Origin of the sequence: Mesorhizobium amorphae (genome assembly GCF_014843845.1) — a bacterium.
Taxonomy (GTDB): domain Bacteria; phylum Pseudomonadota; class Alphaproteobacteria; order Rhizobiales; family Rhizobiaceae; genus Mesorhizobium; species Mesorhizobium amorphae_A.
Genome location: NZ_JHQS01000015.1, coordinates 48,536 through 67,766, shown reverse-complemented (window position 1 = coordinate 67,766; position 19,231 = coordinate 48,536). Strand labels below are relative to the sequence as shown.

At 63.7% G+C, this 19,231-nt stretch carries 22 protein-coding genes; 15 read left to right on the top strand and 7 right to left on the bottom strand.

The genetic code is table 11. The features are described 5' to 3' along the window. Positions 1 to 101 precede the first annotated feature (101 nt). Positions 102 to 1,802, top strand: a complete 1,701-nt coding sequence (locus DH08_RS07980) for an ArnT family glycosyltransferase (RefSeq protein ID WP_192178799.1) — start codon at positions 102 to 104, stop codon at positions 1,800 to 1,802. A gap of 172 nt (positions 1,803 to 1,974) precedes the next feature. Here the strand turns inward: DH08_RS07980 and dprA are convergent, their stop codons facing one another. From dprA to DH08_RS07960, 4 genes are read right to left on the bottom strand one after another with little or no spacing between them, the layout of a single operon-like run. After that, a complete protein-coding gene (gene dprA / locus DH08_RS07975) occupies positions 1,975 to 3,111 on the bottom strand; it encodes a DNA-processing protein DprA (RefSeq protein ID WP_192178798.1) in 1,137 nt (378 codons plus the stop codon). Continuing rightward, positions 3,108 to 3,695: a glycerol-3-phosphate 1-O-acyltransferase PlsY gene (gene plsY / locus DH08_RS07970; RefSeq protein ID WP_192178797.1), complete on the bottom strand. Its 588-nt coding sequence runs from the start codon at positions 3,693 to 3,695 to the stop codon at positions 3,108 to 3,110. The genes dprA and plsY overlap by 4 nt, the downstream gene beginning before the upstream one ends. 57 nt (positions 3,696 to 3,752) lie before the next feature. Beyond that, on the bottom strand, positions 3,753 to 5,039 hold the full coding sequence (locus DH08_RS07965) for a dihydroorotase (protein WP_192178796.1): 1,287 nt from the start codon (positions 5,037 to 5,039) through the stop codon (positions 3,753 to 3,755). Next, complete coding sequence (locus tag DH08_RS07960; protein ID WP_192178795.1) at positions 5,036 to 6,001, bottom strand: aspartate carbamoyltransferase catalytic subunit; 966 nt, start codon at positions 5,999 to 6,001, stop codon at positions 5,036 to 5,038. Before DH08_RS07960 ends, DH08_RS07965 begins: the two co-directional genes overlap by 4 nt. Before the next feature lie 117 nt (positions 6,002 to 6,118). Here DH08_RS07960 and DH08_RS07955 point away from each other — a divergent pair, with 117 nt between their 5' ends. From DH08_RS07955 to DH08_RS07945, 3 genes are all read left to right on the top strand, one after another. Next, positions 6,119 to 7,789 carry a DNA alkylation response protein gene (locus tag DH08_RS07955; RefSeq protein ID WP_210328572.1) on the top strand — a complete coding sequence of 557 codons (1,671 nt, stop codon included), beginning with the start codon at positions 6,119 to 6,121 and terminating at the stop codon, positions 7,787 to 7,789. 157 nt (positions 7,790 to 7,946) lie between these two features. Then, positions 7,947 to 8,507 (top strand): hypothetical protein, encoded by a 561-nt coding sequence (locus DH08_RS07950; RefSeq protein WP_192178793.1) that lies wholly within the window; start codon positions 7,947 to 7,949, stop codon positions 8,505 to 8,507. Next, positions 8,507 to 8,848 (top strand): DUF6105 family protein, encoded by a 342-nt coding sequence (locus DH08_RS07945; RefSeq protein ID WP_192178792.1) that lies wholly within the window; start codon positions 8,507 to 8,509, stop codon positions 8,846 to 8,848. The genes DH08_RS07950 and DH08_RS07945 overlap by 1 nt, the downstream gene beginning before the upstream one ends. Here DH08_RS07945 and ruvX read toward each other — a convergent pair. Beyond that, the gene (gene ruvX / locus DH08_RS07940; RefSeq protein WP_192178791.1) at positions 8,766 to 9,272 is read right to left on the bottom strand and encodes a Holliday junction resolvase RuvX; all 507 of its coding nucleotides are present in this window, start codon (positions 9,270 to 9,272) and stop codon (positions 8,766 to 8,768) included. The genes DH08_RS07945 and ruvX overlap by 83 nt on opposite strands. Before the next feature lie 117 nt (positions 9,273 to 9,389). Between ruvX and DH08_RS07935 the strand changes: the two genes are divergently transcribed. The 7 genes from DH08_RS07935 (at position 9,390) to DH08_RS07905 (ending at position 14,082) form a co-directional block, all read left to right on the top strand. Further along, complete coding sequence (locus DH08_RS07935) at positions 9,390 to 10,097, top strand: metal-dependent hydrolase (RefSeq protein WP_192178790.1); 708 nt, start codon at positions 9,390 to 9,392, stop codon at positions 10,095 to 10,097. 36 nt (positions 10,098 to 10,133) lie between these two features. Further along, complete coding sequence (locus DH08_RS07930) at positions 10,134 to 10,550, top strand: hypothetical protein (protein WP_192178789.1); 417 nt, start codon at positions 10,134 to 10,136, stop codon at positions 10,548 to 10,550. An 88-nt stretch (positions 10,551 to 10,638) separates the two neighbouring features. Then, a complete protein-coding gene (gene gatC, locus DH08_RS07925) occupies positions 10,639 to 10,926 on the top strand; it encodes an Asp-tRNA(Asn)/Glu-tRNA(Gln) amidotransferase subunit GatC (protein WP_006202114.1) in 288 nt (95 codons plus the stop codon). A gap of 6 nt (positions 10,927 to 10,932) precedes the next feature. Beyond that, positions 10,933 to 11,391 carry a GNAT family N-acetyltransferase gene (locus DH08_RS07920; RefSeq protein WP_192179053.1) on the top strand — a complete coding sequence of 153 codons (459 nt, stop codon included), beginning with the start codon at positions 10,933 to 10,935 and terminating at the stop codon, positions 11,389 to 11,391. Further along, positions 11,391 to 12,956 (top strand): amidase, encoded by a 1,566-nt coding sequence (locus DH08_RS07915; protein WP_192178788.1) that lies wholly within the window; start codon positions 11,391 to 11,393, stop codon positions 12,954 to 12,956. Before DH08_RS07920 ends, DH08_RS07915 begins: the two co-directional genes overlap by 1 nt. Continuing rightward, positions 12,950 to 13,213: a hypothetical protein gene (locus tag DH08_RS07910; protein ID WP_192178787.1), complete on the top strand. Its 264-nt coding sequence runs from the start codon at positions 12,950 to 12,952 to the stop codon at positions 13,211 to 13,213. Before DH08_RS07915 ends, DH08_RS07910 begins: the two co-directional genes overlap by 7 nt. A 71-nt stretch (positions 13,214 to 13,284) precedes the next feature. Then, complete coding sequence (locus DH08_RS07905; protein WP_192178786.1) at positions 13,285 to 14,082, top strand: YdcF family protein; 798 nt, start codon at positions 13,285 to 13,287, stop codon at positions 14,080 to 14,082. On the opposite strand, the gene DH08_RS07900 is transcribed toward DH08_RS07905, so the two are convergent. Then, positions 14,031 to 14,774, bottom strand: a complete 744-nt coding sequence (locus DH08_RS07900; protein ID WP_192178785.1) for a DUF599 domain-containing protein — start codon at positions 14,772 to 14,774, stop codon at positions 14,031 to 14,033. The two genes, DH08_RS07905 and DH08_RS07900, sit on opposite strands and share 52 nt — an antisense overlap. A 42-nt stretch (positions 14,775 to 14,816) precedes the next feature. Continuing rightward, the gene (locus tag DH08_RS07895) at positions 14,817 to 15,512 is read right to left on the bottom strand and encodes a cysteine hydrolase family protein (RefSeq protein WP_192179052.1); all 696 of its coding nucleotides are present in this window, start codon (positions 15,510 to 15,512) and stop codon (positions 14,817 to 14,819) included. Between the two features lie 225 nt (positions 15,513 to 15,737). Between DH08_RS07895 and DH08_RS07890 the strand changes: the two genes are divergently transcribed. From DH08_RS07890 to DH08_RS07875, 4 genes are all read left to right on the top strand, one after another. Beyond that, positions 15,738 to 17,141 carry an L-serine ammonia-lyase gene (locus DH08_RS07890; protein WP_192178784.1) on the top strand — a complete coding sequence of 468 codons (1,404 nt, stop codon included), beginning with the start codon at positions 15,738 to 15,740 and terminating at the stop codon, positions 17,139 to 17,141. Between the two features lie 84 nt (positions 17,142 to 17,225). Beyond that, positions 17,226 to 17,663, top strand: a complete 438-nt coding sequence (locus DH08_RS07885) for a DUF1489 family protein (RefSeq protein ID WP_192178783.1) — start codon at positions 17,226 to 17,228, stop codon at positions 17,661 to 17,663. Between the two features lie 101 nt (positions 17,664 to 17,764). After that, positions 17,765 to 18,496, top strand: coding sequence for a vWA domain-containing protein (locus DH08_RS07880; protein ID WP_192178782.1), 732 nt, complete (start codon positions 17,765 to 17,767; stop codon positions 18,494 to 18,496). Further along, entirely contained in the window at positions 18,496 to 19,194 is a 699-nt protein-coding gene (locus DH08_RS07875) for a DnaJ domain-containing protein (protein ID WP_192178781.1), read from the top strand. The genes DH08_RS07880 and DH08_RS07875 overlap by 1 nt, the downstream gene beginning before the upstream one ends. Positions 19,195 to 19,231: the final 37 nt, after the last annotated feature.

Genomic DNA, 19,231 nt, shown 5'->3' with positions numbered 1-19,231 from the left:
AACTGATTGACCCGCGCGACGACGAAGTCCGCGAATAATGCCACCATTCCTTGCGCTATTGGGTGTGCGCTGGGAGTGAGAGTCACGGTTTGGGGGGTATCTTGAACACGCAGGAACCGGGACACGGACTAACCAAGCTATTTGGTCTCGAGCAGCGCCAGGCCGCGATATATTTGGGTGTCCTGATCGCACTCAAGATTATTTTGCTGTTCGCCTTGGCTTGGAACACTCGCTTCGTTATGGACGAATTCGTCCAACTCGGATGGGCCAAATATTTCTCCAACGGCCTGTTCGATACTATCTGGCATGCCAAGGCGGTCGGCTATGCGGTCTTTTACGAGATTGCCCATCTGATCGGCTGGGATGCCCCATCGATTCTGCTTACCGGCCGCATGCAGGCTGCGCTGCTGGCATGCGTGACCATCGCTTTCGTCTATGCATGCGCTCGCGCACTTGGCGAAGACCGCGTGCGCGCACTGGCAATCGTCCTCATCCTGCTCTGCTTCTCGAATTTCATGGAGCGCGTCTTTCGCACCATCGCCGAACCACTGGCGGTTTTCTTCGCCGTGGCGGCGCTGCTGGTTATCTTGCGGGCCCATGCGTTGAGCGCAAGGCAGCTTCTTGCCGCTGGCATCCTAAGCGGCTTGGCCTTCCTCGCTACTCAGAAGTCAGTCTACTTCAATGTTGCCCTTGGGCTTGGCTTGGTCGCTGACGCAGCTTTGCAGAGACGCTACGCAACAGGCATAGCCCGTGGAGCATGGCTCGTGCTGGGATGGGCTCTTCCTGTAATTGCCTATTGCTTCATCTTCGGTAGCGGCGACCCCGTTCCAATTGCCAAGAGCCTCGTATTCGGCCCGCTTGAGATTGCGATGCGTGGGGGCGGTGAATACGGGGGGCTGAGGCGCTTCGTGCTACAGACGCTGGCGCGGAACTACGCATTTTATGTCTTCTGTTTCTCGGGCATGGCTCTGTCTCTGATGCAGATCATGAAACTCGATGAACGAAGGCGAATTGCGCTGATCTTCTCTGTCATCATCACAGTGCTGGTTTTCGCTCACGACCAGCCGTGGCCCTACGTGTTCATCATGGCTCTGCCGTTCATGTCACTGTGGTCGTTGGTACTGCTCGACGGCATCGCAACCCATGCGCGTTACCTGCGCCTTGCATGGGTGGCGCTGATCACCAGCATGGCCATCAGCTACGTGAGCAATATCATTTACCTTCGCACCGACAACAATGCGGCCCAACTTGAGCTGGTCGCGCGTGCAGAGTCGTTGCTCGCACCCGATGAGCGATATTTCGACGGTATCGCGATGCTGCCCAATCGGAAGGAGCCGACAACTTTGTGGCTCGATAGGCACTATGTTTTCGCGACCTTGCGGGAAGGCAGGAATTCCGAGGTCTACAAAGTCTTTAGCAAGTCTCCGCCGAAGATGATCCTGTGGTCTTACCGGATGGACAATATCTATCCCGTGGTCGCGCCTCTGGTTGCGAACAGCTACGTCAGCGTCGCACCAAATCTCAGGATCGCCGGCTGCCGCCTTCAGCCCGGTGAGAAGAAGATTTTCAACGTCCCGATTGCCGGAAGCTATGCGCTCTACGGCGCAAGCGGGACACCCTTGCAAGGTTCGGTCGAAATTGACGGCGCCGTGCTTGATCCGCCATTTCACCTTGAGACCGGATCAAAGACCCTGACATTGAAAACCGATACAGGCGAAGCATTGCTGCTGCCGACAGGTTCGTACGCTGGACAATTCAAGGCGGGCAGTGACAACGATCTATTTGCCAAAATCTACGACTGAGTCGATTTACGGTCATCGGCAACAGCGCGTTGCCGCCGGGATCGACGGCCAATGCATTACCTGCAAGGATAATGTTCAGCCGGTTGCACAGCGGTTGGAATCCGAAGGAGCTCGCATTCCAGCATTCGCGGGGACGAGCCGGACCGGCAATGCGCCGCGCTCTCGATAGATTTCAGAAATTGCCGAAAACCAGCGAGACATTGCCGCCGGCGTGGCGCTCCAGCCGGCCGGCGAGGTCCAGCTCCAGCAGCACCATGGAAACCTGCGCGGCGCTGAGGCCGGTATGGCGGATGACCTCGTCCACCGCCACCGGCGTCGGGCCGAGCACTTCGAGCACACCCGCGCGCTCGTCCTCGCCGGGCGGCGGCGTTGCCGACAGTTCGGGCGGCTCGGCAAGCGGCGCCGTCCTTGGCGGCCGGATGCCGGCGAGCGGCGCGATCGCGCTTGCGATGTCGGCCGCTTCGGTAACGAGCGTGGCGCCGTCCTTGAGCAGGCCATTGGAGCCGGCGGCGCGCGGATCGAGCGGCGATCCGGGTACGGCAAAGACCAGCCGGCCCATCTCGCCAGCCAGCCTGGCGCTGATCAGCGATCCCGAGCGTTGCGCCGCTTCGATCACCACCAGCCCGAGTGCTGCACCCGCCACGAGCCGGTTGCGGCGTGGAAAATCCTGCGCGCGCGGCTGCCAGCCGAACGGCATTTCCGAAATGACGGCGCCGCCGCGCTCGGCGATCTCGTTGCAGAGACCGGCATTTTCGGGCGGGTAGGGCAGGTCGAGCCCGCCGGCAAGCACGCCGATCGTTCCCGTCGCAATGCTGCCCTGGTGCGCTGATGTATCGATGCCGCGCGCCAGCCCGGAGACGATCGCGTAGCCATCACGGCCGAGATCCGCCGCCAGCATCCTCGCCATCTTGATACCGGCAAGGGAGGCGTTGCGGGCGCCGACGATGGCGATCGCCGGCAGACGGAACACCGCGGCCTCGCCTTTCACCGCGAGCAGCGGCGGCGGGTTGTCCATGTTTTTCAGCAGGGGCGGGTAGTCGGCTTCGCCGATGCCGACGAAGCGGGCGCCGGCCTGGCCGGCGGCCTCCAGTTCCGCCTCCGCCTCGGCGACCGAAGGAATGCGGGCAATGCGGCTGGCGCCGCCGGAGATCATCAGCTCGGGCAGCATCTCGAGCGCTGCCTCTGCCGAGCCGAAACGGTTGATGAGCTGGCGAAAGGAGGCCGGGCCGACATTCGGCGTGCGGATCAGGCGAAGCCAGCTCAGCCGCTGCCGGTCGCTGAGGCGCGGCCCGACGGCAGGCTTGCTCACCCCTTGGCTCCGATCTTGCCCTCGGTGCCGGCGAGCAGCCGCGAAATGTTGGCATGGTGTTTTATGATGGCGATCAGGCTCATCACCGCGAACAGGCCGGCAATCTGCGGCGTGCTGAGAAAATAGAGTGCGATCGGCACCACCACGGCCGCCACCAATGCCGCCAGCGAGGAGTAGCGGAACAGGAAAGCGACGGCGAGCCACACGACGGCGAAGATCAGGGCCACCTGCCAGGCCAGGCCGATCAGCACGCCGAGATAGGTGGCGATGCCCTTGCCGCCCTTGAAGCCGAGCCAGGCCGGGAAGAGATGGCCGAGAAAGGCACCAAAGCCGGCCCAGAGCCCGAAGTCCGGCCCGAAGCGGGCGGCGATCAGAACCGCTGCCGTGCCTTTCAGCGCGTCGAGCAACAGCGTCGCCGCGGCGAGCCCCTTGTTGCCCGTGCGCAGCACATTGGTGGCGCCGATATTGCCGGAGCCGATCTTGCGGACATCGCCGAGGCCGGCGGCGCGGGTGATCAAAAGGCCGAAGGGAATCGAGCCGAGCAGATAGCCGAACACCAATGCCAGGATCGGGCCGTAACTCATTGTTTCCCCCCCACGTTTCCCCTACCGTTCGGAACAGCGCAATGCGCCGTGGCCGACCTAGGCCGAAAACACTGTGCGGCCCGCTACCATCGTTTGCAAGACCTTGCCTTGCAGCCGCGCGCCTTCGAAACAGGTGTTTTTCGAACGCGAGCGAAGGCCGCTTTCGCTGACGACCCACGGTTCGTCGAGATCGACGACCGCAAGGTCGGCAACCGCGCCCGGCTTCAGCGTGCCGCCGGGCAGGCCGAACAGCCTTGCCGGCGCGGTGGACAACGTCTCGATCAGCCGCAGCAGCGGCACGTCGCCATTGTGGTAGAGCCTGAGTGCAGCGCCCAGCAGCGTCTCCAGGCCAATGGCACCGGCAGCCGCGTCGGCGAAGGGCAGGCGTTTGGTGTCTACATCCTGCGGGTCGTGCGAGGATACGATAATATCGATCGTGCCGTCCTTGACCGCCTCGATCATCGCCAGCCGGTCCTCCTCGGCCCGCAGCGGCGGTGTCAGCCGGAAGAAGGTTCGGTATTCGCCGACATCGTTCTCGTTGAGCGACAGATTGTGGATCGAAACGCCCGCCGTGACATTGGCTCCGTCGGCCTTCGCTCGTGTCACAGCTTCCGCCGCCATCGCCGTCGAGATCTTGGCCGCGTGATAGGCGCCGCGCGTCAGCCGCGCCAGCGCCAGGTCGCGTTCCAGCGGGATCGATTCGGCCTCGCGCGGGATGCCGGCAAGGCCGAGCCAGCTGGCATAGAGGCCTTCATTCATGACGCCGGCCGAGGCGAGGTCGGCGTCCTGGGTCTCATGCGCGATGACGCCGCCGAAATCGCAGGCATAGGTCAGTGCCCGGCGCATCACCAGCGCGCTTGATATGGTATGGCGACCGTCGGTGAAGGCGACCGCTCCGGCTTCGCGCAACAGGCCGAACTCGGTCATCTCGCGGCCGGCAAGCCCCTTGGTGATCGCCGCAGCCGGGAAGATGTTGACTACGGCCGTGTCCTTGGCCGTGCGCAGCACGAACTCGACCAAGGCGACATTGTCGATCACCGGGTCGGTGTCGGGCATCATCACGATGGAGGTGACGCCGCCTGCCGCAGCCGCGACACTCGCCGAGGCAATCGTCTCACGGTGCTCGCCGCCGGGTTCGCCTATGAAAACACGGGCGTCGATCAGGCCGGGAATGAGCGCCTTGCCGGCGCAGTCGACGACGATGGCGCCCTCCGGCATGCCCTGGTTCAGGGCGGCCTTGCCTGCAGCAACGATCTTGCGGCCCTCGACGATGACGGTGCCGATTTCGTCGACACCGCGCGACGGGTCGACGATATGCGCCTTGCTGAAGACGGTCGTCGTCATGCGCCGCGCCCCTCATGGTTGCGGCGCGGGTCGAGCAAAGCTTCCATCACCGCCATGCGCACGGCGACACCCATTTCGACCTGCTCCTGGATGACGCTCTGCGGACCATCGGCGATTTCCGAGGCGATCTCGACGCCGCGGTTCATCGGGCCGGGATGCATGACCAGCGCATCGTCCTTGGCCGCCTTCAGCTTTTCGGCGTCAAGGCCGAAATAGCGGAAATACTCGCGGATCGACGGCACGAAGGCGCCTTCCATCCGCTCGCGTTGCAGGCGCAGCATCATGACAACGTCGGCACCCTTCAGGCCTTCGGCCATCGAGCGGGCGACGATCACGCCCATCCTCTCGATGCCTGACGGCAACAGCGTCGAAGGGGCGACGACGCGCACCTGCGCGCCGAGCGCATTCAAGAGCATGATGTTGGAGCGCGCGACGCGCGAATGCAGGATGTCGCCGCAGATCGCCACGATCAGCTTTGACAGCGGCCCCTTGGCGCGGCGGATGGTCAGCGCGTCGAGCAAAGCCTGCGTCGGGTGTTCGTGCGCGCCGTCGCCGGCATTGACCACCGAGCAGCCGACCTTCTGCGCCAGAAGCGCCGCCGCTCCCGCCGACTGGTGGCGGATGATCAATATGTCGGGGCGCATGGCGTTCAGCGTCATCGCCGTATCGATCAGCGTCTCGCCCTTCTTCACCGAAGAGCTTGCCACCGGCATGTTCATGACATCGGCGCCGAGCCGTTTGCCCGCAAGCTCGAACGAGGACTGCGTGCGGGTGGAGGCTTCGTAGAAGAGGTTGATCTGGGTGCGGCCGCGCAGCGTCGAGGTTTTCTTCTCCGGCTGCCGCGAAATGGCGACGGCCCGGTCCGCCCGGTCGAGCAAAAGCTCTATATCGGCGGGGGAAAGATCGCGGATGCCCAGAAGATGGCGGTGGGGATAGAGCGGCAGGGACGAAGCGTCAGTCATCTCAAGGCGCTGCTATAGGGTGCAGAATTCCCTGCTGCAAGCACCGGCTTTGGATTGCGGCCTTTCTCCCCGGTATTTTCGTCGCGCGCCTTGCGTGGCTTGGGCTATAACCCGCCGATGGCTTCGGATTCGACCGACCTGCGACGACAAGGACAAAGCGTGACCGACGACGTGACCAACCAGCCGCCGCCGCTGACGGGCGGCAACGCCTGGCGGGGCGATCCGTTGCTGATTCAGCTTGCCGAGCGGTTTTCCGATCCGGTGCGCAAGGATCTGGATGGGCTTGGCCGCTTCGTGCTGACGCAGGAAGCGCAGGAACTGGCCCGTCTTGCCAATGTCGAGACGCCGAAGCTCAGGACCCATGACCGCCAGGGCCGGCGCGTCGATCTGGTCGAGTTCCATCCCGCCTACCACGCACTGATGCGTCGTTCGGTCGCCAACGGACTGCATTCCTCGGTCTGGGAAAATGGCGACGCCGAGATCGGCCGCCGCCACCAGGTGCGCGCCGCCCGCTTCTACATCACCGCCGAGCTGGAGACCGGGCATCTGTGCCCGATCACCATGACCAGCGCTTCGCTGGCAGCGTTGATGGCAAGCCCAAAGCTGTTTCGCGAATGGGCGCCACGGGTGACAACGCGCAAATACGACCAGAGCCAGAAGCCGCCGGTTGAAAAGACCGGGCTGACGCTCGGCATGGGCATGACCGAGAAGCAGGGCGGCACCGACGTGCGCGCCAACGTCACCAGGGCCGAGCGCGCCGGCAGCGGCTTCTATCGCCTGACCGGCCACAAATGGTTCATGTCGGCGCCGATGTCGGACGCCTTCCTGGTGCTTGGACAGGCGCCGGATGGTCTTTCCTGCTTTCTCGTCCCGCGCATCCTCGGCGACGGTTCTGGCAACGGCTTCCGTTTCCAGCGGCTGAAGGACAAGCTCGGCAACCGCTCCAACGCCTCGTCGGAAGTGGAGTTCGTCAATGCCATTGGCGAGATGGTCGGCGAACCCGGGGCAGGGGTGAAGACCATCATGGACATGGTGACGCTGACCAGGCTCGACTGCGCCGTCGCCTCCTCGGCGATCATGCGCGCCGGCGTCGCGGAGGCCGTGCACCACACCCGTCACCGCCAGGTGTTCGGCGCCAGTCTGATCGACCAGCCGCTGATGCAGCGCGTCCTGGCCGACATGGCGCTCGACGTCGCCGCCGCCACCGCGCTGTCGTTCCGGCTGGCGCGCTCCTTCGACGAGGCGGCCAGCGATCGGGGCGAGGCGGCCTTCGCCCGCGCCATGACGCCGGTCGTCAAATACTGGGTCTGCAAGATCGCACCACCACTGCTCTACGAGGCCATGGAATGCCTCGGCGGCAACGGCTATGTCGAGGAGGCGCCGCTCGCCCGCTACTACCGCGAAGCCCCGGTCAACGCGATCTGGGAAGGCTCGGGCAATGTCATGGCGCTCGACGTGCTGCGCGTGCTCGGCCGCGCGCCGGGCCTGTTCGAGGAGGTGCTGGCCGGCATCGACCGCGACCTCGGCGCCGGCGGACGCGGCACCATCGGCGTGCTCAAGGCGGCCATGCAGGTGGCGGCGACCGACGAGGGCTCCGCCCGTCTGCTCACCGAGCAACTGGCGTTGTCGGCGGCCGCAGCCGAGCTTCGCCGGCTGGGGGCAGGGCGGATTGCCGATGCCTTCGTCGAGACGCGGCTCGCCGGCCAGTGGCGCAACACCTACGGCATGCTCGATTCGCGCCACGATGCGCGCATGATCATCGACACGCTCTATCCGCCGGTGAACTAGCGCCGACGCGGGCTTTTCGCGGTTCGCCTTGTCCTGTGGATAGGCGTTAACCTTAACAAATGGTTTCCGTTGCGGTGGCCGGCCGCAGAGCCCACAGTCCTGCTGGAGCAAGGATTGGTTAACCATAAGCCGCCTGTGCTCGCGAAGCAGGAACGCCATGCGGCACGTACTGACCTCTTTTCTGGCCTTGCACTGGGCGATCGTTTTCGCCTTGCTGGCCTTCATCTGCATCGACGGCAACCGCGGTGTCGCCGGCGCTCTCGGCGTGCTGGGCGTGGCTGTCGAGAACACTCACTTGGCCGGCCTGGATGACGCCGTCGTCGTCGCGCCTTTGGCCATCGCACTGCTGGTCGTGGCGGTGCTGTTCTGCTGGGCTTTCGTCGAGACCCTGCTCAACATCGCGGCAAATCCCGATGCCACCGACATCGTCGTGCGCATCGCCTTCATTTCCGCGTCCGGCGTCCTGTCGCTCATCCTGGTCGGTGGCGCCGCGCAAGGCATCGACGGACTGTTCATGGTCATTGCCGTGCAACTGACGGCGCTGCTGGCATCCTATGTTGCCGTGCTGGCCGAGCGCCGGTCGGCCTTGGCCACGACGGTCGCCGCCGAGAGCGAGATCCGTGCCAGAGCCAACGTCATGGCAAGAGGGGCAGCGCACAGTTCCTTGCTCAACCGTATTTCCGGCCGATCGGACACGAAGCATGGGGATGGCCGCTGATGCGCATTCTGTTCGCACTGTGGGCGGCCCCCATGGCCTTGTTCTGGGGCTGGTTCTATTTGTCGCTCAACGACATCAATTTCGGCTATGTGATGCTGAGCCGTCGGCTGCATGATTTGGTGTTCGAGCTCTACGGCCAGATGCTGGGCATCGATCCGGCAATCATTCCGGGCATGGTAGCCAAAACCTGCGTCTTCGACGGCTTCCTGCTGATGGCGTTGTGGGCATTTCGCCGCCGCCGCAACATTGCCGCCTGGGTCAGGAACCGCTGGATGAATCCGGTTCCGCCTGAGCGGATGGCCCGAGCGACTGAAGCCGGTCAAGGACTCCCTGCAGAATAAAGGCGGCCGCCGCCGAATCGATCTTGCCGGCGCGCTTCTTGCGCGAGAAATCCATCTCGATCAGTGTCCGCTCGGCCGCCACGGTCGACAGCCTCTCGTCCCAGAGCACGAAGGGCAGTTCGGACAGGGCAGCCATGTTGCGCACGAAGGCCCGCGATTTCTGGGCACGCGGACCCTCCGACCCGTCCATGTTGACCGGCAGACCGAGCGCAATGGCGCCGACATTGTCCTTCTGCAGCTGGGCAAGCAACAGGGCCGCGTCGAGCGAGAATTTCTTGCGCATAATGACAGGGCGCGGATGAGCGAAGGACAGGCCGCGGTCGGAAACCGCCACGCCTATTGTCTTGTCGCCGAGGTCGAGCCCGGCCAGTGTCCTGCCGCCGACAAGCCGTGCCGGCAATTCCTCGATCGCGATGATCCCCAACGGTTTTCCTTCGATGGAGCGTGACACGCTCTTTTGACCGGCAACGACACTATGGCACTTTCATTCTGCAGGAGGCGTTCTATCTTCCGGCGCAGCAAAAATCGAGGAACACGACTGATGAAACTGACCTGGTATGGACATTCGGCATTCCGCATCGAAACGGCGGACGCCAGTATCCTCATCGACCCCTATCTGGTCGGCAATCCGTCCTGGACGGGCGGCTGGGAAGGACCGGCGGAAGGGGTCACCCATGTGCTGCTGACCCACGGCCACAACGATCACGTCAGCGGCGCGCTGGAAGTCCTCAAGAAGAGCGGCGCCATGTTGGTCGCCAACTACGAGATCTGCATGTACCTCGTTGGCAAAGGCGCCAGCGGCGAAAAGATCAATCCCGGCAACATCGGCGGCACCGTCGATTGCGGCGCCTTTACCACCACCTTCGTGCAGGCGCTGCACTCGTCATCATTTGGCGGCGAGGGCGGTCAAAACACCTATCTCGGCAATCCCGGCGGGCTCGTCCTGCATTTCCCTGAAGAGAAAACGCTCTACCATATGGGCGACACCGACATATTCTCCGACATGGCGCTGATCAACGAATTGCACGAGCCGAAGATCGGCATCGTGCCGGTCGGCGACCGCTTCACCATGGGCGGCGCGGTGGCAGCCCTTGCCTGCCGGCGCTTTTTTCGCTTCGATACGGTCGTTCCCTGCCATTTCGGCACGTTTCCGATCATCGACCAGACGGCGGAAAAATTCGTTGCGGGAATGGAGGGATCAGGTGTGGACGTGGCGTTGCCGGGGATCGGCCAGACCATCACTCTCTAGAAAAACCGTCGCACTCTAGAAAAATGGAATGAAACCATGGCGTTGAGGCAGACTCTTTGCGTTTCGATGTTGGTCGCCGCATCTCCGGCGCCGGCGGCCGAGGATTTCATCGAAGGCGTCTATCTCCAGTCCGAGGAGCTCTGCACCAAGGCCAAGAAGGAGACGCTGCAGAGCGTGATCGACGCCGGCAACATCGTGCTGTCGGCCCACGGCCTGCAAAGCGTCGAATACAATTGCGAATTCCTTCAGGTCACCAAGGCAACGCTCTCGCCAAGCTGGGCGGTCACCGCCATTTGCCAGGAGCCGGGCTTTGTCTTTCCGGATGTCCTTTCGGTCACGCAGATGAGCCCGACTCAGATCGACCTGGTTTCGGTCCGCCCGGTCGTCGACGAAAGCGAGCAGGCCGGCAACGGCGGCAGTTACGTGCTGTGCGACGGTGTGGCTCTGCCTTGAGCCCAAAGTCTCAATTGCCCGCGTGACGATGCATGTTGCGCGGCAAGCGCCGCGCCGCTATAGCGCTGGTTTTCCCGAGGCAACAGAAATGTCCGTTGATCTTCAGACAGTGAAGCGCGTCGCGCACCTTGCCCGCATTGCGGTGAGCGAAGAGGACGCTGAGCGCATGACCGGCGAGTTGAACGCCATCCTTGGCTTCGTCGAACAGTTGAACGAGGTCGACGTCTCCGGCGTCGAGCCGATGACCTCGGTCACGCCGATGGAGATGAAGAAGCGGCAGGACGTCGTCACCGACGGCAGCAAGGCCACCGACATCGTCGCCAATGCGCCGGCGACCGATGAGAATTTCTTCCTCGTTCCCAAGGTGGTGGAGTAGGTGGCGGTGGCAGTCGAGATCGCCATCGAGACGCCGCTGCAGGACGACGTGCGCACCCTGGTCGAGGAGCTCAACGCCACGCTGCTCGAACTGACGCCGCCTGAACATTGCTACCACCTGACTGTCGAGCAGATGGCCGGCGAGGACACGAGCGTCTTCATCGCCCGCGACAACGGCCTGGCCATCGGCTGCGGCGCGCTGAAGCGCCATGAAGGCTCGGTCGGCGAGGTCAAGCGCATGTACACGCGGCCCTCGCATCGCGGCCGCAAGATCGGCGCCAAGATCGTCGAACGGGTCGAGGCGCTGGCGCGCAGCGAAGGGCTGAAGCGTCTGGTGCTGGAAACCGGCGACCGCCATCCCGCCGCCTGGACCGTCTACGAACGCGCCGGCTTCTCGCGCTGCGGCCCCGTGCTGGATTATCCCGACTCCGAGTGGTCGGTGTTTTACGAAAAGAGCCTTGCCTGATGAGCGACCTGACCCATCTGACGATTTCGCAGGCCCGTGCCAAGCTGCGCGGCAAGGAGATTACCGCAGCCGAGATCACCGAGGCTTACCTCTCGGCGATCGAGCGCGCCAATCCGGTGCTCAATGCCTATATCACAGTCACCGGCGACAAGGCGCGCGACATGGCCGAGGCCTCCGACGCCAAACTCGCCAAGGGCGAGGGCGGTGCGCTGGAAGGCATCCCGCTCGGCATCAAGGATCTGTTCGGCACCGAAGGCGTCCACACGCAGGCCTGCAGCCATGTGCTGGACGGGTTCAAGCCGCGTTACGAATCGACCGTCACCGCCAATCTGTGGGCCGACGGCGCCGTCATGCTGGGCAAGCTCAACATGGACGAGTTCGCCATGGGCTCGTCCAACGAGACATCCCATTACGGCCCGGTGATCAACCCGTGGCGGCGCTCGCGCCTCGACACGGTGGTGATGCCGACGACGCATCAGGGGGATGGCGGCTTTGTCTCGGCCGGCGGCACCAAGACCGCGCGTACGCTCGACAACGCCCAACTCGTGCCGGGCGGCTCGTCGGGCGGTTCGGCATCGGCCGTCTCGGCCTTCCTCTGCGCCGGCGCCACGGCGACCGACACTGGCGGCTCGATCCGCCAGCCCGCCGCCTTCACCGGCACGGTCGGCATCAAGCCGACCTACGGTCGATGCTCGCGGTGGGGCATCGTCGCCTTCGCCTCGTCGCTCGACCAGGCCGGCCCGATCGCCCGCGACGTGCGCGACGCCGCGATCCTGTTGAAGTCGATGGCCTCCGTCGATCTGAAGGACACCACTTCGGTCGACCGTCCCGTTCCGGACTACGAGGCGGCGATCGGCAAGCCGATCAAGGGCATGAAAGTCGGCATTCCCAAGGAATATCGCGTCGACGGCATGCCGGAGGACATCGAGGCCCTCTGGCAGAAGGGCATTGCCTGGCTGAAGGATGCCGGTGCCGAGATCGTCGACATCTCGCTGCCGCACACCAAATACGCCCTGCCGGCCTATTACATCGTCGCGCCCGCCGAAGCCTCATCCAACCTCGCCCGCTATGACGGCGTCCGCTACGGCCTGCGCGTGCCGGGCAAGGACATCATCGACATGTATGAGAGGACCCGCGCCGCCGGTTTCGGCCGCGAGGTCAAGCGCCGCATCATGATCGGCACGTATGTGCTGTCGGCCGGCTATTACGATGCCTACTACCTGCAGGCGCAGAAGGTGCGCACCCTGATCAAGCGCGACTTCGAGAACGTGTTTACTGCCGGCGTCGATGTCATCCTGACCCCGGCAACACCGTCGGCTGCCTTCGGCGTTGCCGACGAGGACATGGCCTCCGATCCGGTCAAGATGTACCTCAACGACATCTTCACCGTGACCGTCAACATGGCTGGCCTGCCCGGCATCGCTGTGCCCGCCGGCCTCGACGCCAAGGGCCTGCCGCTCGGCCTGCAGCTGATCGGCCGTCCCTTCGACGAGGAAACGCTGTTCCAGACCGCCTATGTCATCGAGCAGGCGGCCGGCACATTTCAGCCGGAGAAGTGGTGGTAGAAAACGAAAAGATCATGTCGCATGGATATGCCAGCTTGTTACTGCTGGCCATCCTTCTGCCGCTTTATTGCTACTGGCTTTGGCACGGTGTTCCTGTGTTGATTTCAGCATTCAAAACGAAGACATTCAAGACAAAGACGGGACTACATCAGAAGAGCGAAGCACCAAAAATGTATTGGCTCGGTATCGGCTTTTACGTTTTGGCGCTAACGGCAATTCCAATTTGCATATTTGCCATCATATATTCTTATTTGTAAGATACCGCGGTCTTGCCAGGCTATAGCCATCGTATAAATCGACGGGTATTCCGAGAAGGCATCCGGCTCTTATGTTCTTCTATCTTTCCAAAATCTTCTGGTTCTTCATTCAGCCGCTCAACCTGGCGATCTTCCTGCTGCTGGCCGGGCTGCTTGGCGCCTTGCTTGGGCGCAGAAAACTGTTTGTCACGGGCAGCGTGATGGCTTTTCCGATCCTCGCGCTTGCGGCCTGGAGCTCGCTCGGCGCCATGCTGCTCAATCCGCTTGAAGAGCGCTTTCCCAAGCCGCCGCTGCCACAGAAGGTCGACGGCATCGTCGTGCTCGGCGGCGGCTTCGAGGGCGCCATCAATCTGGTGCGTGGCGGCTACGAGCTGAACAGCGGCGGCGACCGCATGGTCGAGACGGCGATCCTTGCCCGGCACTTTCCCCGTGCGAAAGTGGTCGTCTCGGGCGGCACAGGCGAACTCTTTCTCGATGGCGAGGGCGATGCCGACACTGCACCCCGCCTGCTCACGGCGCTCGGAGTCACGGCCGACCGGCTGATCCTCGAGAACAAGTCCCGCAACACCTACGAGAATGCCGTCTTCACCAGGCAATTGGTGACGCCGAAGCCCGGCGAGACCTGGCTGCTGGTGACCTCGGCCTTTCACATGCCGCGCGCCAAGGCGCTGTTCGACAAGGCCGGCTTCGCGACCATTCCCTGGCCGGTCGACTACCGCACCTCGGGCAAGGAGGGCGTCGGCCTGTTCCGCGACAACTCTGCGGATTCGATACAGACCACGACGATTGCAATGCGCGAATGGATCGGCCTCTTTGCCTATTGGCTGTCCGGCCGGATCGATCGCCCGTTTCCGGCGCCCGGCGGCTGACCGATCACCGCCTGTCTGGCGGCGGAGAAGAACTGGCGGCGCACCAGCACCGCAAGCAAGAGCAGCGTCGACAGCACGAACACGATCGGGTCGACGAACCAGCCGAGATAGGCGATCGAGAAGAACACGCCGCGCAGGCCGGAATTGAAATGCTTGCCGGCCAGCATGTTCATGCGCGCCGCACGCCAGACCGCTGTTTCGGTAGTCGGATTGCGTGAGGCCTCGCCATGCGAGATCGGCACGCAGCCGATCAGGATCGAGCAATAGTTGAACAGCCGATAGGCCCAGCCAAATTTGAAAAAGGCGAAGGCGAGGATCAGCACCAGGCCGAAGACTTTTATCTGGAACGCCGGGCGCGATGGGGTCGCACTCAACGGCAAGTCGCTCAGCACCGCCAGAACCTGATCCGAGGCGCCAAGCAGCGCAAAGCAGCCGCCGAGCGCGATCAGCGAACTGGACGCGAAGAAGGCGGTGCCCTGCTGCAGGCCGCTCATGATGGCGGTGTCGACGATGCGGATCTCGCGCTCGGCCATGGTCCGCATCCACGTCTCGCGCTGCGCGTTCATCGCCGTCGTCAGCGACACACGGCTGACCAGCCTGCCGTCGGAGGCGAGCGTATGCAGCACCCACACGAGGAGGAAGAAGCCCAGTGCCGCGAGATCGGCCGTCGACAGATGGAAGGAATCGCCCATGTTCCTTTGTACCACAGGCAAGGCGGCCGCTTCGATGACCGGCTAGGCCGGCAACGGTTCGGCAGTTTTCACGCGCAAGGCGTCGATGACCATGTCGGTCCTGGTGACCCATCCGAACGCGTTTTCGAAATTCCACAGCGTTGACTGGCGGTTGAAGTCCGGGCCAGAATGGTTCATCGCGTCCTCGACCAGGATCGGCCAGAATTCCAGCATGTAGGCGTCGCGCGCCGTTGCATCGACGCAGACATTGGTGGCGACCCCGGTGAACAGCAGATGGCGAATCTTGCGGGCTCGCAGATACGCCTCCAGGCCGGTATTGCAAAAGCCGCTGTAGCGGGATTTGCGGATGACATGGTCGCCGGGCTCGGGCTTCAGCGCATCGACGATTTGCCAATCCCAGCTGTTGTCGATCAGCAGCTTGCCGCGAAGCTCCGGGCGCCCGCGCATCATGACCATCCCCAGTTCCTTGTGGTAGTTCGGTGAGGAGGGATCTCCCGCATCGCTGAGATCGGGTCTGTACGACATCTGCAGATAGACCACCGTCACGCCCGCTTTGCGCGCGGCAGCAAGCAGGCGCTTGTTGGCCTCGATGGCTGGTGCCGCGCCGGATATGTCGAACCCTGCCAGGTCGAACATGCCGCCTGCCGAAGCAAAGGCGTTCTGCATGTCCACCACAATGATGGCTGTCTGGGCAGGCACGATACCCACCGGATCCGGCTTGGCATTCAAGGCGAGCATTGCTTCCTCCCTGGGTAAGTGACAAGCAAGGCACTGGCGCCGCCTTCGGGGGCGCAAGGGCAGATTAATCGCGCCGTCATGGTCTAGCAACCAATGTCGCTGCAGGAGCAAACAAGGTCGGCGGGCGCCGCGCCGTAATCTTCAAAACAGCGGAAACATCATGAGAATTCCTATATGTAGGTTTCAAAGGGTCCAAGCTTCAAAGGGTCCAGGAGACAGCGCCGCGTGTTCCTTTCGGTTTTCGACCTGTTCAAGATCGGCATCGGCCCGTCGAGCTCGCACACGATGGGGCCGATGACGGCCGCGCGGCGTTTCCTCGACGAGGTTGCCGGGGACGACTGGCCACGCCCGGCCGGCGCCAGGGTCGACCGCATCGCCGCCAGCCTGCACGGCTCGCTCGCCTATACCGGCATCGGCCATGGTTCGGACCGCGCCGTGGTGCTGGGGCTGGCCGGTGAGACGCCACAGACGGTGGATCCCGACCAGGCCGACGGCATCGTCGCCCGCATCGCCGCCGACAAGCGGATCTCGCCGCCCGGACACCCCGCCTATCGCTTTGATTCGGCGACAGATCTGGTACTCGACAAGAAGACGCCGCTGACCGGCCACGCCAACGGCATGGCCTTCTACGCCTACGATGCCGCCGACCGCCTGCTGCTCAAGCGCATCTATTATTCGATCGGCGGTGGCTTCGTCGTTTCCGACGAAGAGCTGCAGCGGATGAAGGCCAAGGGCTCGGTGACGATCGAAGGCAAGAAGGTGCCTTACCCCTTCAAGAATGCCGTCGAAATGCTGGCGATGGCGGGCAGGAGCGGGCTTTCCATCGCCGAGATGAAGCGCGTCAACGAAGAGACGCAAATGTCGCGCGAGAAGCTCGACAGCGGCCTCGACGCCATCTGGAGCGCCATGAAGGGCTGCATCGACCGCGGCCTGTCGCAGGACGGCATCATGCCCGGCGGGCTGAAGGTGCGCCGCCGCGCCCGCCGGCTGCACGACAAGCTGCAGGAAGAATGGCAGCAGAACCGGCCCAATCCGCTGCTCGCCAATGACTGGCTGTCGATCTATGCCATGGCGGTCAATGAGGAGAATGCCGCCGGCGGCCGAGTCGTTACGGCGCCGACCAATGGCGCTGCCGGCACGCTGCCGGCGGTGCTGCGCTACTGGCTGCATTTCCATCCCGAGGCCGACCAGCCGGGCATCCGCGACTTCCTGCTGACGGCGGCGGCCGTCGGCGGCATCATCAAGACCAACGCTTCGATCTCGGGCGCCGAGGTCGGCTGCCAGGGCGAGGTGGGTTCGGCCTCGGCGATGGCGGCGGCTGGGCTTTGCGCCGTCATGGGTGGCACGCCCGAGCAGGTCGAGAACGCTGCCGAGATCGCGCTCGAACACCATCTCGGCATGACCTGCGATCCTGTTGGCGGACTGGTGCAGGTGCCCTGCATCGAGCGCAACGCACTCGGCGCCGTCAAGGCCGTGACCGCCGCCTCGCTGGCGATCAAGGGCGACGGCGTTCACTTCGTGCCGCTCGACGCGGCGATCGAGACCATGCGCCAAACCGGCCTCGATATGAACGAGAGGTACAAGGAGACCAGCCTTGGCGGTCTCGCCGTCAATGTGGTGGAGTGCTGAGCCGACCCCGGCGTTCCGTACTGGCACTGTGGAGAAGTCGATGAGGCCGTTGACGCGCTGGGCTGTCAGGCTAAATCTTGGGCCATGGCTCTCAATCTCCTAAAACTTTGCGTCGGCTGCGACAGCGTCGAGGATCTGGAAGAGTGGATCGCCTTTCGGCTCGATGAGCGCCGCCGCGCCGGGGAGCCTGCGGAACACTGGCACACCACCCGCATGGTGCCGACGCGTGGCGCCGAGATCACCGATGGCGGCTCGCTCTATTGGGTGATCAAAGGCAATGTGCAGTGCCGCCAGCTGATCACCGAGATCCGGCCGTTCACCGATGACGAAGGCATCGGCCGCTGCCATCTTATGCTCGACCCGCAAGTCGTGCGCACCGACTGGCAGCCGCGCCGCGCTTTCCAGGGCTGGCGATACCTGAAGCCGTCCGATGCGCCCTCCGATCTCGGCAAGGGCAAGGCCGCGATTGCCGAGATGCCGCCGAAACTGCGGCTCGAACTGGCCGAACTCGGCCTGCTTTAGTCAGCTGTCCTGAAACCGCTTCTCCTGCCCGGCCGTACTGGTCCTTCATGTCGCCCATGATGGGACTTGCAAGCGCTGCCGTCGCGCCACATCTTGATCTCATGAGCGACAACAAGCAGCCCGTGCCCGCAAAGGCCGATTCTGCGCCGGTCAAACCTCAATCCAGCGCCGGCGAGATCGATGCCTTTATCCGTCAGGCGAGGACCCTTGCCGTGTCCGCGACCGGCGTGGGCCGTCTGATCCTGTCCCTCGACGCAACGATGAGCCGGCAGCCGACCTGGGATCTGGCCAATGCGCTGCAGGGTGAGATGTTCGACGCCGTCGGCAAGGTCGGCAGCCTCAGCGTCCAACTGGTCTATTTCCGGGGGCTTGGCGAATGCCGCTCGTCCGATTTCGTCACCGACACCAATGCCTTGAAGCAGCTGATGACCGGCATTGAATGCCGCAGCGGCAACACCCAGATCGGCAAGGTGCTCGCCCATGCGCTGAAGGCGACGGCCAAGGCCAAGGTCAATGCCCTTGTCTATATCGGCGACGCGATGGAAGAAAACCCCGACGACCTGGCCGACAAGGCCGCCAGCCTCGGTCTGCATGGCGTTCCGGTCTTCGTCTTCCAGGAAGGTCATGATTCCGGCGCGGAAAAGGCGTTCAAGGAAATCGCGCGGCTGTCCAAAGGGGCTTGGTTCCGGTTTGATCGGCGGGCTGCCGCGACCCTGGCAGGAATGCTTTCCGCGGTCGCCATGTTCGCGACCGGTGGACTGAAGGCGCTGGAAGCCAGGGGCAGGCCGGGAGACCGGCTGCTGATCGAGCATTTGCGGGGCGGCGGGAGCTGATGGGCGCAATCATCGCATTTGTTGCACTGGTTCTGGTGCTTCTTGGCGTCGCGGCGATTTTCGTGCGCGCCGATCCGGCAAAGGTTGCGGACGGCTTGAAGACGCTGGGGCCGGTTCTTCTGGCACTGGCCGGTGCAGCCGTGCTTGTCGCGGGCCGCGGCGGCGTCGGCGGCATGATGCTGCTTGGCGCGGCCGCCTGGTATGGTTCGATGCGGATGGCGCGGCCGACATCGAAGCCGGCGGCCAGCAAGCGTTCGACTGTGCGCACCGCGGCGCTGGAGATGGAACTCGATCACCAGACCGGCGGGCTGGAAGGCCTGGTGCTGGCCGGACGCCACGAAGGCAAGATGCTTGGCTCGATGGGCCTGGCGGAATTGCAGCAGCTCTATCGCGAGCTCCCGGGCGATCCCGAGAGCCGCCAGTTGCTAGAGACGTATCTTGACGGCAGGTTTCCCGTCTGGCGCAAAAACGCTGAGCCGGATGGTGGCGAAGGGCTGGGTGTTGCGCCAGGTGCGGGCGCCATGACTAAGGAGGAGGCCTACAAGATCCTTGGTCTTGAAGCGGGGGCCGCCGCGGCGGATGTCCGCAAGGCGCACCGCCGCCTGATGCAGCGCCTGCACCCCGATATCGGTGGCACGTCGTTCCTTGCGGCGCGGATCAATGAAGCCAAGGACGTCCTGCTCTCCAACCACAATTAGTCTCCTTCGACGCAAAAATTTCCCGGGAGATTCCAGC